The sequence below is a fragment of the Bartonella sp. OT172YNZD genome (genome assembly GCF_042193725.1).
In the GTDB taxonomy this organism is placed as follows: Bacteria; Pseudomonadota; Alphaproteobacteria; order Rhizobiales; family Rhizobiaceae; genus Bartonella; species Bartonella grahamii_A.
In genome coordinates, this window is the sequence record NZ_JBHILZ010000001.1 from 178,031 (window position 1) to 193,476 (window position 15,446).

A 15,446-nucleotide genomic window follows, 5' to 3' on the forward strand; every position below is an offset into this window, starting at 1 on the left:
AATCGATATATTATTTGATTCGACAGAGAAAAATATGATAAATATCTCTTACCTTTCAATAACACACGCATTGATTGAGAGCTTCGTTTATCACTCATTATCAAGTTAATCTAGTGATATCTTCTCTGTGATACAATCATGAGTAAGCTAAACTTATAAAACAACAAACTAACCCTTTAATGATGAAGCCTTTTTCACCACTCAATAAAAACATTCTAAGGTTATAGTCATAAAAGAAGTTTTGGCATAAATAAGGAAATTTTCAGTAATAATGTTTGGTTAAGCTTAAATGGAAACTCGTGAAAGCTGTAAAATTAAAGAGAAAACTGATTTCCCAAATAAATTCTGCGTACATCAACGTTGTTGATAATATCATTAGGACAACCGTGAACTAACACCCGCCCTGTATGAATAATATAAGCGCGATCGACAAGCCCTAATGTCTCACGCACATTATGATCCGTTATTAAAACACCAATGCCACGCTGCGTTAAATGACGAATAAGTTGTTGAATATCGAAAATAGCGATAGGATCAATTCCTGCAAATGGTTCATCAAGTAACATAAAATGGGGACGAGAAGCTAAAGCGCGCGCAATTTCAAGTCGCCGACGTTCTCCTCCAGACAACGAAAGTGCAGACATTTTACGTAAATGATCAATTTTAAATTCATGTAAAAGGCTATCTAACTCTTCACGTTGTTTAAGGCGATCTTTTTCAACGACCTCTAAAACAGCTTTAATGTTATTTTCTACTGAAAGACCACGAAAAATAGAAGCCTCCTGTGGAAGATATCCAATACCTAAACGCGCACGTCGATACATCGGAAGATGCGTAATATCAAATCCATCAATTTTAATGAATCCTCCATCAGATTTTATGAGCCCCGTAACCATATAAAAACAAGTTGTTTTACCTGCCCCATTGGGACCTAAAATGCCAACGGCTTCTCCCGTACGAATGCCAAAAGAAACACCATTAACAGTTCGTCTTCCTCGATAAACTTTAATCAAATTACTGGCAATCAAGGTCCCTTTTAAGGGATTTTTTGAAGCTTCACTTTTAAGATTATACCTATCGGTCTGCTTTTTTCTTTTGATTCCAAACATGAAATCTTAATGGCCATTCTTTTGATTTTGTTTTAAAATAATAGAAACACGACCTTTTTTCTTAGGCGTCTCACAACCTTCTAAAAAAGCCTTTCCGCTTTCCATATTTGCCGTTAGTTTGCACCCCATGGCTACATTATCACCATCAGTTAACACAACATGATTCCCTGTCAAACTCATCATTTTTGACTTTCCATCAAAAACGCCTTTATCACCCGTAGCAATTTGCGTAGCAATTTTTATATAAACTTTTCCTAAAGCTTCCATTTTTTGTATGCCCGACGAACCAAATAAAGAAACAGATGATACCTTTGTATCTTCCTTGTTTTTATCAATTTCTTTATATGCTTTATCATAGTAAACAACTAATTTTGCCGTTCTTAAAAGACGTTCACCTTGCACCACTGAAACATCACCCTTAAAAAGCGCTATCCCTTCTTTGTCACGTATTTCCAAAGAATCTGCATGAAGTTCTACCGGTTCTTTGTCGCTTGATAGACTTATTCCAAAATGGGCCCCTTCAGCATATCCTGAAACTGCTCCTCCTAACATTCCCATGCTAAAAGCCAAGGTCACACCTATCCACCTTTTATACGATTTCATTATTTCAATTCTTCTGTTTATATATATACTTCTCTTTAATAAATATTCTTTAAAGATTCGTATTGATATTGCGTCATTGCTTTTGAAGCACTAAATGCACACCACCATGGAAATACATGTTTTTTCCTTTTTCTCGAATTTGTAAGGCATTTGCGGCAAGATGCAAGCCGGCTTGCTGAATATTAACACGTTGATCTGTTTTTAACTGTCCCTTGGATAAGTTAATACTAGCTGACATAAATTGTGCTATCATCCCATCATTCGTCGTAATGGTGAATGGCTTCCTCAACTGTAAAAAACCATTAATGTTATCGTACCCCCCCCCTTGTGCTGCAAGAAAAACCTGTCTTTTTTGGCCCATAAACGCTTTAGCTGTAATGTTTTGCAACTCAATCATTCCAGAGTGTGTATGGTCTTGAAATGCCTTTTCTGCTTTAAGCCAATAAGGTTCATGAGCACGGGTATACCCTTCTAATTTTGGATTGAGCATCGTCAAATTCATCACGCCACTTCCTTCATTATCCAAAGACATAGAATCAGAAGTAACGGGAACAAAGAAAAACGTAAACCAGCAAAAAACCAGCGCTGAAATCAACGCTAAGAGAGGTAAAAAAAATTTTAATATGCTAATGCGACGCGAATGACGGGATGCTTTTTTAAAAACATCTTCAAAAGATGATTGCGTTGAAAAGGCTTCATAATGATTGTGTACAGACATACTCTCCTAAATCTCTTAAATACTCCGCATTTTTAATCTGTAGAACCTTTTCTGTATAACCTTTATAGAAGGTATTTTCAAATTTTCTTTCTTGCAATTTGTTTTTTCTTGATTTTATTTTGCTTTTATCCGTTTATATATTGTAATATGCATGAAGTGTACAATTACAAAAAGCTTTTTGTGTGAAAGTGAGGCCATTGTGGTAAAATCAGAGCTCGTGCAAATTATCGCTCGTCATAACCCGCATCTTTTTCAACGGGATGTGGAGAATATTGTAAACGCTATTTTTGAGGAAATTTCAACAGCACTTGCAAATGGCAATCGCGTTGAACTTCGTGGATTTGGAGCTTTTTCTGTAAAAAGCCGTTCAGCCCGTAATGGACGTAATCCACGAACAGGTGAAGCCGTTTCTGTTGAAGAAAAGTGGATTCCTTTTTTTAAAACTGGCAAGGATTTACGCGACCGTCTTAATCAGTGAGAAACTTATGATAATTAAACGTATTCTTTTAACAAGTATCGGTGTGATTCTCGCAGCGTTTTTGATTGTTTTTATCGTAGCTAATCGCCAAATGGTTCCGTTAACCCTTGATCCTTTTCGAGCAAATTCTGAAAGTTTTACTTATCATGCTCCCCTTTTTATATGGCTTTTTATTTTCTTTGGTTTTGGTATTTTATTAGGAAATCTGATCAGTTGGTTTTCCTATCACAAATACAAAAAAGCTCTCAAAAAAAGTAAAGCCGAGATCGAGAAATTGAAAACGTCTATCACAAATCTGATGTGATGGTATTTTAATTAAATTTTTTCTCTCTGTATTTTATATTCAGTACAGAGTTAAAAGTGCTCTTTTTCTTTTTTATACATGTTTTAACTGACTTTAGCTCTTTTGCACTTTTACGAAACACTTAAGAGCTTTATAATATATTTTCTTACCTCATATACCGTGATACCAAAACATGCTCGCACAATGCTTTCAATCTTCCCATAACAATAGATATCTGCAGGAAAAGTTGCCCCTTATTTTAGAAACAGGTATAAGTGAAAACTATGCTCTCATTGATTCTGGTCATGGACAAAAATTAGAACGTTATGGAGCTTTCCGCATTATTCGACCTGAAGGTCAAGCACTATGGAAACCCGCTTTACCACGAAAACAATGGGCTGATGTTGATGCTATTTTCACAGGAAACCGTGATGAAGAAGGGGTTGGTCGTTGGCATTTTCCTAAAAAGCCACTTGATGAAACATGGCCTCTTTCTTGGAATGGATTATCTTTTCTAGGCCGTTTTACTTCCTTTCGTCATGTAGGGGTTTTTCCTGAACAAGATGCCCATTGGCGCTCTATGGAAGAACAAATTATTAAAGCCGAACGTCCTATAAAATTGTTGAATCTTTTTGGCTATACAGGTATTGCTTCTTTGATTGGGGCACGAGCGGGTGCGAATGTTACCCACGTTGATGCTTCTAAAAAAGCCATTGCGTGGGCAAAAGCTAATCAAGAAAGAGCAGGATTACCAAATCATTCTATTCGCTGGATTTGCGATGATGCTATGAAATTTGTCGAGCGTGAACTGCGGCGTAAGAAAAGCTATGATATGATTCTTCTTGATCCCCCTGCTTATGGGCGTGGACCCCATGGTGAAATTTGGCAACTGTTTGATCATTTACCCACTATGATCATAAATTGTCGTAAACTTCTCTCTGATAAACCGCTCTCTGTTGTCCTTACAGCTTATTCTATTCGTGCTTCCTTCTTTGCGCTTCATGCTTTAATGCGTGATGCATTTGTAAATCTTGGTGGTACGGTCGAATCAGGAGAACTCATTTTGCGTGAAGAAGTTGCAGGACGTGCTCTTTCTACTTCTCTTTTTAGCCGTTGGATTGCTTGAAGATGTGTAGACCCAAAACTGGTAGAGTGAAAGAAATTACCTCTCTTAGCAACCCCATCATAAAAGATCTTAAAGCACTTAGCCAAAAGAAAAACCGTAATAGAGAAGGTCTTTTCATGGCAGAAGGATTGAAATTGGTCATTGATGCTCTCAACCTCGGCTGGACAATACAGACGCTTATTTTTTCTAAAAGTAAAATCGGTAATGCTGCTATCGAAAATACTGCCGCACGTGCTGTAGCCAACGGTGGTTTTGTTATTAAAGCCTCACAAAAGGTTATGGAATCACTTACCCGACGCGATAATCCACAAACAGTTATTGGTATTTTCAAGCAAAAATGGCATTCTCTTGAAATGATAAAAGGACAGATTAAAGATGTTTACATCGCGCTTGATCGTGTACGTGATCCCGGAAATCTTGGTACCATTATTCGAACTGCTGATGCTGTAGGTGCTAAAGGTGTTATTTTAATTGGCGAAACAACAGACCCTTTCTCACCTGAAACAGTCCGTGCAACCATGGGATCTATTTTCTCTGTACCACTTTATCGTTTTGATGAAAGCGCCTTTTTAAACTGGTCTGCTCACTTTAAAGGTATGATCGTTGGAACACATCTCAAAGGATCTCTGGATTATCGCACACTTGATTTCAAAAATGGCCCTATTATCCTTTTAATGGGGAATGAAAAACAGGGATTATCAGATCTTCTTACAAATCGGTGTGATAAACTTACGCGTATTCCACAAAGCGGACGTGCAGACTCACTTAATCTAGCTGTAGCAACAGCTGTTATGCTTTATGAAATCCGTCGCCCTTATTTAATACTAGAACCATGTGAGGAAAAATATGATTCGTAAATCACTCCCTTTTCTTCTTTTTGGCTTGGCTTTTACAGTAGTACTTGATCAAGCTGTCAAATACTGGGTTATGCACAATATGCCTTTAGGAACAGAAATTTCGCTTATTCCTTTTCTTTCCCTTTATCATGTGCGTAATTCTGGCGTTGCATTTTCGTTTTTTTCTTCCTTTTCTCACTGGGGAATCATTGCCATCACGATCATCGTGATTATCTTCCTTCTATGGTTATGGAAAAATACTGAATATAATAAGTCTTTAATGCGCTTTGGTCTTATTCTTATTATTGGGGGAGCAATCGGCAATCTCATTGATCGTATTCGTTTTCATCATGTCACTGATTATATACTTTTTCATATTAATGATATTTTTTATTTTGCTATTTTCAACCTTGCAGATAGTTTTATCACTCTCGGTGTTATTGCCATCCTTATTGAAGAATTGCATACTTGGATGAAAGCAAAACGTCATTCCAACAGTACATCTTCTCATTGATATGCTCATTGCCTTAGAAAACAGAGATTATTGACTATCATAAGCCTGATTATAAATTGATTTTTCTTGATCCATTCTTGCAGTTAATCGTTTCTTTTATTTCTTTTCATAAAATTATAAAATCTTATTTTTCAACTTTACCTTTCTACACGTGGTCAATGCAAAAGAAATGAACTCAAATAGAAATCAATATTTTTTTATCCATGTGTCCTCTATCAAATTTAGAGAAAAAATATTTTACAGCATTTAAAATTCTATTATTTGCTTAGAATATTTGCTTTTCGTATGTTTTTTTAGCTTTTATAGGTATTGTTTTTTACAGAGCCTTTCTTACAGTGCTTCGTTAAAAAACTCTCCTTTTTTATTTTATTAATAAAAAACATTTTTTCAACTATTTTCAATGGTTTCTTGTTAAATCAATCTATTGATTATAAATATAAATTACCGTTTTCATATTGAATAAAAGTCCTTAATAGCCAAAATCTCTTTTATTTGGAATCTGTTCATGTTGAATCCATTAAAACCATGTCTCTTGCAAGACATAATCAAGCCAATAATCTTGATTAATTTAATATAAACAGATTTGCAACCAGAGAATCTTACGATATTCGGAATATCATTTAGCATACAAAAAAGACAATTTATCATTATATATCAATATGTTATATAAAATTTTAATTCAATAGCTCTCCTAACCGTACAAAACAGATGCAATATTGGAGGTTGAAAAATAGTGTGACGATACTTGCCGCTCTTCTCATAAACGCAAAAATAGTGGATATTTTATAAAGAATTGTATTACATAGTTTCTGTGAATAATAAAAAACCTTTGATTATAGTCTTTTTATTTTGTAAAAATATGGTGAAAAATAGAAATATTTTTCATTAAAATGAACTATTTCCTTACCAATTTGTAAGGTTCCTTCTTCATATAAATCTCTTGTAATTTTTAAATAAATCTCCATAATAGGAGAAGATATGCTGGAATTCTGTTAGTGATTCTTAAGGTTTTTTGTATTTGCCCAATTAAGGCTTATGCCAAGCTTATCTGTGTAATGACAGAGATACTTTTAAAGCCCTATACCTGACAGAACATATGCTAAAGGATTTTATATTATGGCTAATTTTAAAAATTTACGTTCGGCGCCTACTTCTCATGCCGATGCATCAATTGATCAGGGATTGCGCGACTATATGTTGGGTGTCTACAATACAATGGCCATTGGTTTGCTTATTACAGCTGCTGCCGCTTATGCAATTGTATCATTAGCAACGACAACGGATATGAGCCAAGCAGCAGCTCAAATCAATAGCAGTGTTTATCTAACACCATTTGGAGTAACATTTTATACATCGCCATTCTCTTATATTGTTATGTTTGCACCACTCATAGCAGTTTTATTCCTCAGTTTTAAAATTAATACATTGAGCACAAATGCTGCTCGTAGCCTCTTTTTTGGTTATGCTGCTCTGGTTGGTCTTTCACTGTCTTCAATCGTTTTGCGCTATACGACAGAAAGTGTTGTGCAAACCTTTGTCATTTCCGCCGCAACTTTTGGAGCTCTTTCACTTTATGGATACACAACAAAGCGTGATCTCACAGCAATTGGTTCATTTTTATTCATCGGATTGATCGGCTTGTTTCTTTCCATGATTGTGAACATTTTTCTTGGATCAAGTGCTTTGCAATTTGCTATCTCTGTGATTGGTGTTTTTATCTTTGCTGGTTTAACAGCCTACGATACTCAGAGCATTAAGTTGATGTATTATGAAGGAGATGAAAGCGACACCAGAGGACGTAAAGTTATTATGGGCGCGTTGAATCTTTATCTTGATTTCATCAATATGTTTGTCTTCTTGCTACAGTTTCTTGGCTCAAACCGTGATTGATTGCAAAAATCATAACTTAATTAAAGAACCTTGTTTCTAAAAGAGACAAGGTTCTTTTGTTTTTAGTGTAAGTCTTTACCCTTTGCCTCTTAGGGACTATTCTTTTCGCAAAATGACAAAAATACCTTATAAGCAAAAATTTCCTTGGTTTACCGGTTTTATCCAACAAAAACTCCATAGTTCCTTTTTAAATGTAATTCACAGCCGCTCTCATCATCAATCAAACATCATTAATCAAAATAGTAATTATGATCTGACCGTTGCTTCCTATAATGTGCATAAATGTGTAGGTGTTGATAAAATTTTTAATCCTACAAGAATTGTCCGTGTTATTACTGAATTACAAGTTGATATCCTTGCTCTTCAAGAAGCAGATAAACGTTTTGGAGAACGCATCGGTTTGATTAATCTTCAGCTATTAAAAGCTGAAACCGGTTTGATTCCTGTACCTCTTAATACTATGTCACCTCATGGCCATGGTTGGCATGGGAATGCTCTTTTTTTGCGAAAGGGATATGTACGTGATATTTTACAAGTCACTCTTCCTAGTATTGAACCACGTGGGGCTGTAATTGTAGAGTTGGAAATGGCAGCAGGTCCTATTCGTATTATTGCGGCTCATTTTGGCTTATTACGTTACTCTCGTAAACAACAAACAAAAATGCTCCTTGAAATTTTCCAAAAACGCTCCCTTATGCCTACACTCCTCATAGGAGATTTTAATGAATGGCGGATGGGAAAAGGCTCATCTTTAAATCATTTTTCTCCCTATTTTGATAACACTTTTGAAGTTGTACCAAGCTTTCCCTCTCGCTTTCCTTTTTTAGCCCTTGATAGAGTTTTTTGTTTTCCCCACCAATTGGTAACAAGTATTGAAAATCATCATTCACCGCTTGCACGCATTGCTTCAGATCATTTGCCTATCAAAGCCTATCTTAATCTTTCCAACGCAATCAATATTCTTAAAAATAAATAAAAAATTAATGTGCTTCATCCCAATTTTGAGCCGTCATGACTTTTACTTCAAGCGGTACAGATAAAGATAAAACCGGCATTGTAGCATTTTCCATAACATTTTTAACAATATCCATGGTTTTTTTACTCTCTTCTTCTGATACTTCAAAAATCAGTTCGTCATGCACTTGCAGCAACATTTTTGCTGATAGTTTTTCTTCTTTTAAAACATCTTCCATCTGTATCATAGCGCGGCGAATAATATCGGCCGCAGAACCTTGAATTGGAGCATTGATAGCTGCTCGCTCATTAAAAGAACGAATTTTTACATTCTTTGCTTTTATTTCTGGATAATGGATACGACGTCCAAAAATTGTTTCTACATAACCATTTTCACGTGCAAAGATTTTGGTCTTCTCCATATAATCTTTAATTCCTGGAAATCTTTCAAAATACAGTTGAATATAACGACCCGCTTCTTGGCGTGAAATTCCCAATTGATTGGCTAATCCAAAAGCTGAAATACCATAAATAATACCAAAATTAATCGCTTTTGCACGCCGTCGTATATCTGAATGCATTCCTTCTATCGCAACACCAAACATTTGTGACGCCGTTATAGCATGAATATCATACCCTTTAGCAAAAGCTTCTTTTAATGCTTTTATATCCGCAATATGTGCAAGAATGCGCAATTCAATCTGACTATAATCAGCAGAAAGTAACACATGTCCTTTGGGAGCAATAAAAGCTGTTCGAATTTTACGTCCTTCAGCGGTTCGCACTGGAATATTTTGCAAATTTGGCTCTGATGATGATAACCGCCCTGTTGATGTTATTGCCAAAGAATAATTCGTATGAACTCGCCCTGTTTTTGGAAAAATATAAGAAGGCAAGGCATCTGTATAGGTAGATTTTAGCTTTGCAAGTTGACGCCACTCAATAATTTTACGCGGTAAAATATGACCTTCAGCAGCCAACTCTTCTAAGGTCTGTGCAGAGGTTGACCATTGTCCACCCTTGGTTTTAGCTCCTCCGGGCAATCCCATTTTACCAAAAAGGATATCTCCTAATTGTTTTGGCGAAGCAAGATTAAATTTTTCATCAGCTTGTTTGTAAATTTCCTCTTCTAGAATCAAAGCAGCTTGTGCTAATTCTCCTGAAAGCTGTAACAAAATCTGCTGATCAATAAGAATCCCACGTTCTTCCATTCTTACCAGAATTTCTACAAGGGGTCGATCAAGACGCTCATAAATTTTTGTCATTCCACGAGCAACAAGTTGCGGTTTCAATACTTGCCAAAGGCGTAGTATTATATCAGCACCTTCCGCCGCATAAAGGGTTGCTTGTTTTAAATCTACTTGTGCAAAAGAAGTAATTTTTTTTCCGGTATGTGTTAAATCTTTATAGGAAATTGGTTTATGCTCAAGCCAACGTTCAGACAAATCATCCATATTATGGGATAACGTCCCAGCATCAAAAGCATATGATAAAAGCATGGTATCATCAAAAGAGCTTATAGTAATGTCGTATTGCTTCATCACTAACCAATCATATTTTATATTCTGACCAATTTTTAACACCGCTGAATCTTCTAATATCGGTTTTAAAAGTGCTAAAGCTTTTTGGGTTTCAATCTGCGAGGCAACACGCCCGCCCCTCATCAAAAGGTTCTCTTCTCCTTCATCCAAATGTTCAAGAGGTATATACGCTGCTTTTTCTGGCTGTAATGCGAGTGAAAAACCAACAAGCTTTGCTTGCATCGGATCAAGAGATGTTGTTTTAGTATCAAAAGCGAAAAAACCTTGCTCGTGTGCTTGTGATAACCACTCTTTTAAAATTTTCTCATCAAGAATTGTTGTATAAGCATCTCTTGTAATTTTTTGAGTCAGCGCTTGATCTTTACGTTTTTGTGCAAAAACTTGTGGAGAATTTTCAGAAAAATTACGAAGAGATGTGCGCTCAGTATTATTGATATCAGAATCATGTCCGTGGCTCAGCTTTTCCCATTCAACATCTACATCAAGTGCATCAATAACAGCTGCATCGCATGTCGTTGCCTCTGCCACGCGACGCGTTAATGTTGAAAATTCCATCGCTTTCAAAAAAGCAATTAAACGTGGACCATCTTGTGGCTCCAAAATAAAATCATCTAAATCCTTATCTATAGGAACATCTGTTTTAAGCCTAACAAGTTCACGAGAAATTTTAACTTGTTCTCTATAAGCTTGAATGTTTTCACGTCGTTTTATCTGTTTAACTTCTGTTACATTTTGTAATAAAAGATCAAGAGAATCAAACTGATCTAACAATTGAGCTGCAATTTTTGGACCAATGCCTGGAATACCCGGTACATTATCCGTTGAATCTCCAATTAATGCTTGTAAATCAATCATTTTTTCAGGCGCAACACCCCATTTTTCTACAACTTCTGAGATACCTATATGCTTGTCTTTCATTCCATCATACAAAGATACATGCGTATTTACGAGTTGCATAAGATCCTTATCAGAAGAAATAATAGTTGTTGTTGCCCCAACCTTTGTTGCCAATTTTGCATAGGTAGCAATTAAATCATCCGCTTCAAAGCCTTCCTTTTCAATACAAGGCAAATTAAAAGCCTTCGTTGCTTGGCGTATTAACGCGAATTGAGGAATTAGATCTTCTGGAGGTTCAGCACGATTCGCTTTATATTCAGGATAAATTTGTTTCCTAAAAGTATCAGATGAATAATCAAAAATAACAGCAAAATGTGTTGGAACAATACCCATAGCTGTATTACGAGCATCACAAAGTAATTTCCATAACATATTACAAAAACCAGCTACTGCTCCTACAGGAAGTCCATCCTTTTTACGTTTTAAAGGTGGCAAAGCATAATAAGCACGAAAAACATAGCCTGATCCGTCAACCAAAAAAAGATGATCTGTTGCTTTCATGACAATTTTATTTCTCCATTTCAGCTAAAAAACAAATGACCCTTATATATTTTTTTACTTTGCCTCTAAAAAGCCATTTTTTCTTTTCATAATACATGAAGTCGTTGCATTTTATATTAAGTACCTAGAGCTTTTCTTTGCTGTTACAGGACTAATAGCTTTCATTTTGCTCCTCCTATGATAGCTGAGGTACGATGTAGCGACAAGGTCGTTGTGGTGTTCCCCTCCCCACAACGACCGTTTTTTTTGACATCCATATTCTCTAATTTAAATGGTGACTTTTTTAGAGAAAAGATGATGTTATTCATAAATTTTGAAGTTATTCCACAGAGCTTTTTCACCCATATTTTTGATAAAATCAGCATGCAACCTTTTTTCTTGCGGACTCAATCTTGAAGGTAAAGCCTGTGGGCGAATTTTAACTGCATAAGATGTATCTTTATCATTCTGGATATGTTCATCAACACCCCTTCTATTATCAAAACCCAATACACCCTGCTTTCCACCGATCAGTTCAATATAAACATCGGCTAGAATCTCTGCATCAAGCAAAGCACCATGAAGAACACGATGGCTGTTATCAATTCCAAAACGTTTGCATAAAATATCAAGCGAATTAGGACCCATAGGAAATTTACGCCGTGCCATAGCCAGTGTATCAAGAATATTATCAACACTGATAAGCGGTTTGTTGACGCGTTTTAATTCTGCATTAATAAAACCAATATCAAAACTCGCATTATGCGCAATCATTGTCGCGCCTTTGATAAATTCCAAAAATTCATCAACAATATCACTAAAACTTTTCTCGTTTTTTAGGCGTTCATTGGTTAATCCGTGAATTGCTACAACTTCATCAGGAATAATAACGCCTTCAGGGTTTAAATAAACATGAAATTGGCGCCCCGTAAGATAACGATCAACCATTTCTACACAACCAATTTCGATTATGCGATCTTTTTCTTTATCTAAACCTGTTGTTTCTGTATCAAAAATAATTTCCCGCATGATTTCAATTCTTTAGTTTTTTTATCACATCAAAAACCTGTTGACGTGTATTCTCTAAATCTTTCCCTGTATAAATAATAAAATCAGCACGTTCTCGCTTTTTTTCATCCGGCATTTGTTGAGCATTGATAAAGGCAAATTTTTTCTCATTCATACCTTGGCGAATCATTACACGTTCTTTTTGTATCTCTGGTGGAGCAGAAACAACAATAACGCCATCCACACGACTTTCACTATTTTTTTCAAACAGAAGTGGAATATCAAGAATAACTAATTTTTTTCCTTGTTCACGCGCTATATCAATAAATTCCCTTTCTTTTTCTTGCACCAAAGGATGAATTATTTTTTCTAATGTTTGTAATTTTTCCTTATCATCAATCAAAATTTCAGAAAGTTTCAAACGGTTAACTTCACCATTTTCCACAACACTAGGAAAAATACGCTCTATGAGTGACAAAGATGGCTCACTTTTATAAAGCTGTCGTACTGCTTCATCAGCACTAAAAACAGAAATGCCCGCTTGCTTGAAAAAATCAGCAACTGTTGTTTTTCCCATAGCAATTGATCCCGTTAATCCTATGATCTTCATTCTCTTTTTTCACTCATATCCTCTAAAATGGCTGTCCGTAACGCTTTTGTTACCTGTGGTCTTGTTCCAAACCACTGTTCAAACCCTATAACAGCCTGATGTAGAAGCATCCCAAGCCCATCAACCGTCTTGAGATCACAAGCCTTTGCCTGTTGTAAAAAAGGAGTCATCAATGGTGTATAAATAATATCTGTTACTAACGCCGTTTTTTTTACTTTATGAAAATCGCAAAAAAAAGAATCACTTTTTTCTTCTGGATTTTTTATGCCAATAGAGGTTGTATTAACAATCAAATCAGCTTGATGAAGTATTTCAGGGATTTTATGCCAATCATAAACTTTAATGTTTTTTCCAAAATGCTGAGCTAAATTATCTGCGCGTTGTTTTGTCCGGTTAATCAAATAAATCTGTTCAAATCCGCGTTTTTTTAAGGCATATATGATAGCGCGTGCGGCACCACCTGCTCCAAAAACAAGAGCTGTTTCCCCTCCCCAATCAGATGCAAAATCATCAAGATTAGCGCTAAAACCATATGCATCGCTATTCGTGGCACAAAGCTTATCTCCTTCGTACCAAAGTGTATTAACAGCACCAATCATTGTTGCTTTCTCATCTTTAAAATCTGCTAAACGAAAAGCTTCCTGTTTATAAGGCAAAGTAACATTTCCTCCACAAAAGCCTATTTTTTGTAAAGACTCAATAAAATGACTGAATTTTTCAGATGTTACTTCTTGTGCAAGATATTCTCCTTGTAAACCATATTCTTTAAGCCAAAAATTGTGAATTTTTGGCGATTTTGAATGATGAATTGGAGAACCAACAACAAAAGCACGCGGATGATTTGTTTTTTTTATTGTTAAGTCAACCATCAATAATTCCTAAATGACGCAGTTTTATGAGTAGAGGCAGCAAAGGTAAACCAATAATGGTAAAAAAATCTCCATCAATTTTTTCAAAGAGATGAATCCCTTCCCCTTCAATTTGATATACTCCCACACTATTTAGAACATTTTTTCCTACGCGTGCTAAATAACGTTCAATAAATTCTGACGAAAGCAAACGGACGGACATATGTGCACTAAAAGCTTCAACCCAAATCTTTTGACCATTTTTAAATAAAGCTACCGCACTATGAAGAGAATGGGTTTTTCCTGATAACTCACATAAACGTTGATGTGCTTCCTTAATATTTGTTGCTTTATGAAAAACTTTACCTTCCAAATCAAGTACTTGATCACAACCAATAACGAAAGCATCAGGAAAACGATCTGAAACATTTTTTGCTTTTGTGCTCGCAAGAAAACAGCTGAGTTCTTTAGGTGTTTTTTCTTTTGCTTTTTTTTCTACTTCTCTTTCATCAAAAGAAGCTCCTTCAATGAAAAAATTTAAACCTGCTTTTTTTAATAATTTTGCACGATAAAAACTAAGAGATGCTAATATTAATGTATCTGCGTTCATAAGAATTTTTACTCATTTTCCTTCACGAAATCGTGATAAAAGTTCAAATATTTCAGCAGCAGTTTCTTCAATAGAGCGTCTTGTGACATCAATAATAGGCCAACCAAAACGTTCGCAGATGCGTTTTGCATAGATTAATTCTTCAGCTATGTTGATACGATTTGTATAACTATCAAGAGCAAAACCTTCTCCCAAATCTCGATTTTGGCGAATATGTGATATTCTTTCAGCTGAAGCAATTAAACCAATAGTTAAAGAGTTTTTTGCCTCTAAAAGGGATTCTGGCAAATCAATATTAGGAATAAGAGGAACATTAGCCGTTTTTATTCCGCGATTTGCTAAATAGATACTTGTTGGCGTTTTAGAGGTTCTTGAAATTCCCACAAGGATCACATCTGCTTCGGATAAGCTAGTGGAAGACTGTCCATCATCATGCTCTATTGTAAAATCCAATGCTTCAATACGGCGAAAATAATCTGCATTAAGATCATGTTGTGCGCTTGCACGTAAATGTGCTGGCATTCCAAGGTAAGACTGAAAAGCATTTAAAACAGGATGCAATATATCAATACAGGGAACTTTTATTTTTTTACATCTTTTTTGAAGAAGAAGTTTAAGTTCTTCATCAATCATTGTGTAAAGAACAATACCTGGCTCTTGTTGTATTTCATCAAGAGCTTTTTGTAACTGTATTTTATTACGAATCATAGGATAGATATGCTCTGTTGCCTGACTCATTGCATACTGTGATGCTACAGCTCTTCCAACAGAGATTAATGTTTCTCCCGTTGCATCAGAAAGCATGTGTAAATGAAAGAATTTTTTTTCTTTTGTCACAAAATTTTTAACTCCTTGTTAAGAAATGTGTATATATCTTTACCGTTTTTTATAAAACTAAAATTTAGGAAAAATTTTCCGTTTTTATGCACAAATTAAATGCT

General features: G+C 35.5%; 16 protein-coding genes. 7 read left to right on the forward strand and 9 right to left on the reverse strand.

Annotated elements, in window-relative coordinates; genetic code table 11:
• Window positions 1-314: 314 nt before the first annotated feature.
• From lptB to lptC, 3 genes are all read right to left on the reverse strand, one after another.
• On the reverse strand, window positions 315-1,109 hold the full coding sequence (lptB, locus tag ACFIJS_RS00635; protein ID WP_375648860.1) for an LPS export ABC transporter ATP-binding protein: 795 nt from the start codon (window positions 1,107-1,109) through the stop codon (window positions 315-317).
• 6 nt (window positions 1,110-1,115) lie between these two features.
• The gene (locus ACFIJS_RS00640; protein ID WP_375648863.1) at window positions 1,116-1,712 is read right to left on the reverse strand and encodes an LptA/OstA family protein; all 597 of its coding nucleotides are present in this window, start codon (window positions 1,710-1,712) and stop codon (window positions 1,116-1,118) included.
• A gap of 73 nt (window positions 1,713-1,785) precedes the next feature.
• On the reverse strand, window positions 1,786-2,430 hold the full coding sequence (lptC, locus tag ACFIJS_RS00645) for an LPS export ABC transporter periplasmic protein LptC (protein WP_375648865.1): 645 nt from the start codon (window positions 2,428-2,430) through the stop codon (window positions 1,786-1,788).
• A gap of 199 nt (window positions 2,431-2,629) precedes the next feature.
• Here lptC and ihfB point away from each other — a divergent pair, with 199 nt between their 5' ends.
• From ihfB to ACFIJS_RS00680, 7 genes are all read left to right on the forward strand, one after another.
• A complete protein-coding gene (gene ihfB / locus ACFIJS_RS00650) occupies window positions 2,630-2,908 on the forward strand; it encodes an integration host factor subunit beta (protein WP_012754445.1) in 279 nt (92 codons plus the stop codon).
• Window positions 2,909-2,915: 7 nt separating this feature from the next.
• The gene (locus ACFIJS_RS00655) at window positions 2,916-3,212 is read left to right on the forward strand and encodes a lipopolysaccharide assembly protein LapA domain-containing protein (protein WP_375624807.1); all 297 of its coding nucleotides are present in this window, start codon (window positions 2,916-2,918) and stop codon (window positions 3,210-3,212) included.
• A 172-nt stretch (window positions 3,213-3,384) separates the two neighbouring features.
• The gene (locus tag ACFIJS_RS00660) at window positions 3,385-4,317 is read left to right on the forward strand and encodes a class I SAM-dependent methyltransferase (RefSeq protein ID WP_375648866.1); all 933 of its coding nucleotides are present in this window, start codon (window positions 3,385-3,387) and stop codon (window positions 4,315-4,317) included.
• A gap of 2 nt (window positions 4,318-4,319) precedes the next feature.
• Window positions 4,320-5,174, forward strand: coding sequence for a TrmH family RNA methyltransferase (locus ACFIJS_RS00665; protein ID WP_375624809.1), 855 nt, complete (start codon window positions 4,320-4,322; stop codon window positions 5,172-5,174).
• Complete coding sequence (lspA, locus tag ACFIJS_RS00670) at window positions 5,164-5,667, forward strand: signal peptidase II (protein WP_375648868.1); 504 nt, start codon at window positions 5,164-5,166, stop codon at window positions 5,665-5,667. Before ACFIJS_RS00665 ends, lspA begins: the two co-directional genes overlap by 11 nt.
• 1,116 nt (window positions 5,668-6,783) lie before the next feature.
• On the forward strand, window positions 6,784-7,557 hold the full coding sequence (locus tag ACFIJS_RS00675; RefSeq protein WP_375648871.1) for a Bax inhibitor-1/YccA family protein: 774 nt from the start codon (window positions 6,784-6,786) through the stop codon (window positions 7,555-7,557).
• A gap of 112 nt (window positions 7,558-7,669) precedes the next feature.
• Window positions 7,670-8,533: an endonuclease/exonuclease/phosphatase family protein gene (locus ACFIJS_RS00680; RefSeq protein ID WP_375648873.1), complete on the forward strand. Its 864-nt coding sequence runs from the start codon at window positions 7,670-7,672 to the stop codon at window positions 8,531-8,533.
• Window positions 8,534-8,537: 4 nt separating this feature from the next.
• Here the strand turns inward: ACFIJS_RS00680 and polA are convergent, their stop codons facing one another.
• The 6 genes from polA to ACFIJS_RS00710 form a co-directional block, all read right to left on the reverse strand.
• The gene (polA, locus tag ACFIJS_RS00685; RefSeq protein ID WP_375648875.1) at window positions 8,538-11,450 is read right to left on the reverse strand and encodes a DNA polymerase I; all 2,913 of its coding nucleotides are present in this window, start codon (window positions 11,448-11,450) and stop codon (window positions 8,538-8,540) included.
• Window positions 11,451-11,750: 300 nt separating this feature from the next.
• Window positions 11,751-12,458 (reverse strand): DNA polymerase III subunit epsilon, encoded by a 708-nt coding sequence (gene dnaQ, locus ACFIJS_RS00690; RefSeq protein WP_375648878.1) that lies wholly within the window; start codon window positions 12,456-12,458, stop codon window positions 11,751-11,753.
• Between the two features lie 4 nt (window positions 12,459-12,462).
• Window positions 12,463-13,047: a dephospho-CoA kinase gene (coaE, locus tag ACFIJS_RS00695; RefSeq protein WP_375648880.1), complete on the reverse strand. Its 585-nt coding sequence runs from the start codon at window positions 13,045-13,047 to the stop codon at window positions 12,463-12,465.
• Window positions 13,044-13,916, reverse strand: a complete 873-nt coding sequence (locus ACFIJS_RS00700) for a shikimate dehydrogenase (RefSeq protein WP_375648882.1) — start codon at window positions 13,914-13,916, stop codon at window positions 13,044-13,046. Before ACFIJS_RS00700 ends, coaE begins: the two co-directional genes overlap by 4 nt.
• Complete coding sequence (locus ACFIJS_RS00705) at window positions 13,909-14,505, reverse strand: Maf family nucleotide pyrophosphatase (protein ID WP_375648885.1); 597 nt, start codon at window positions 14,503-14,505, stop codon at window positions 13,909-13,911. Before ACFIJS_RS00705 ends, ACFIJS_RS00700 begins: the two co-directional genes overlap by 8 nt.
• A gap of 12 nt (window positions 14,506-14,517) precedes the next feature.
• Window positions 14,518-15,342: a pyruvate, water dikinase regulatory protein gene (locus ACFIJS_RS00710; RefSeq protein WP_375648887.1), complete on the reverse strand. Its 825-nt coding sequence runs from the start codon at window positions 15,340-15,342 to the stop codon at window positions 14,518-14,520.
• Window positions 15,343-15,446 lie beyond the last annotated feature (104 nt).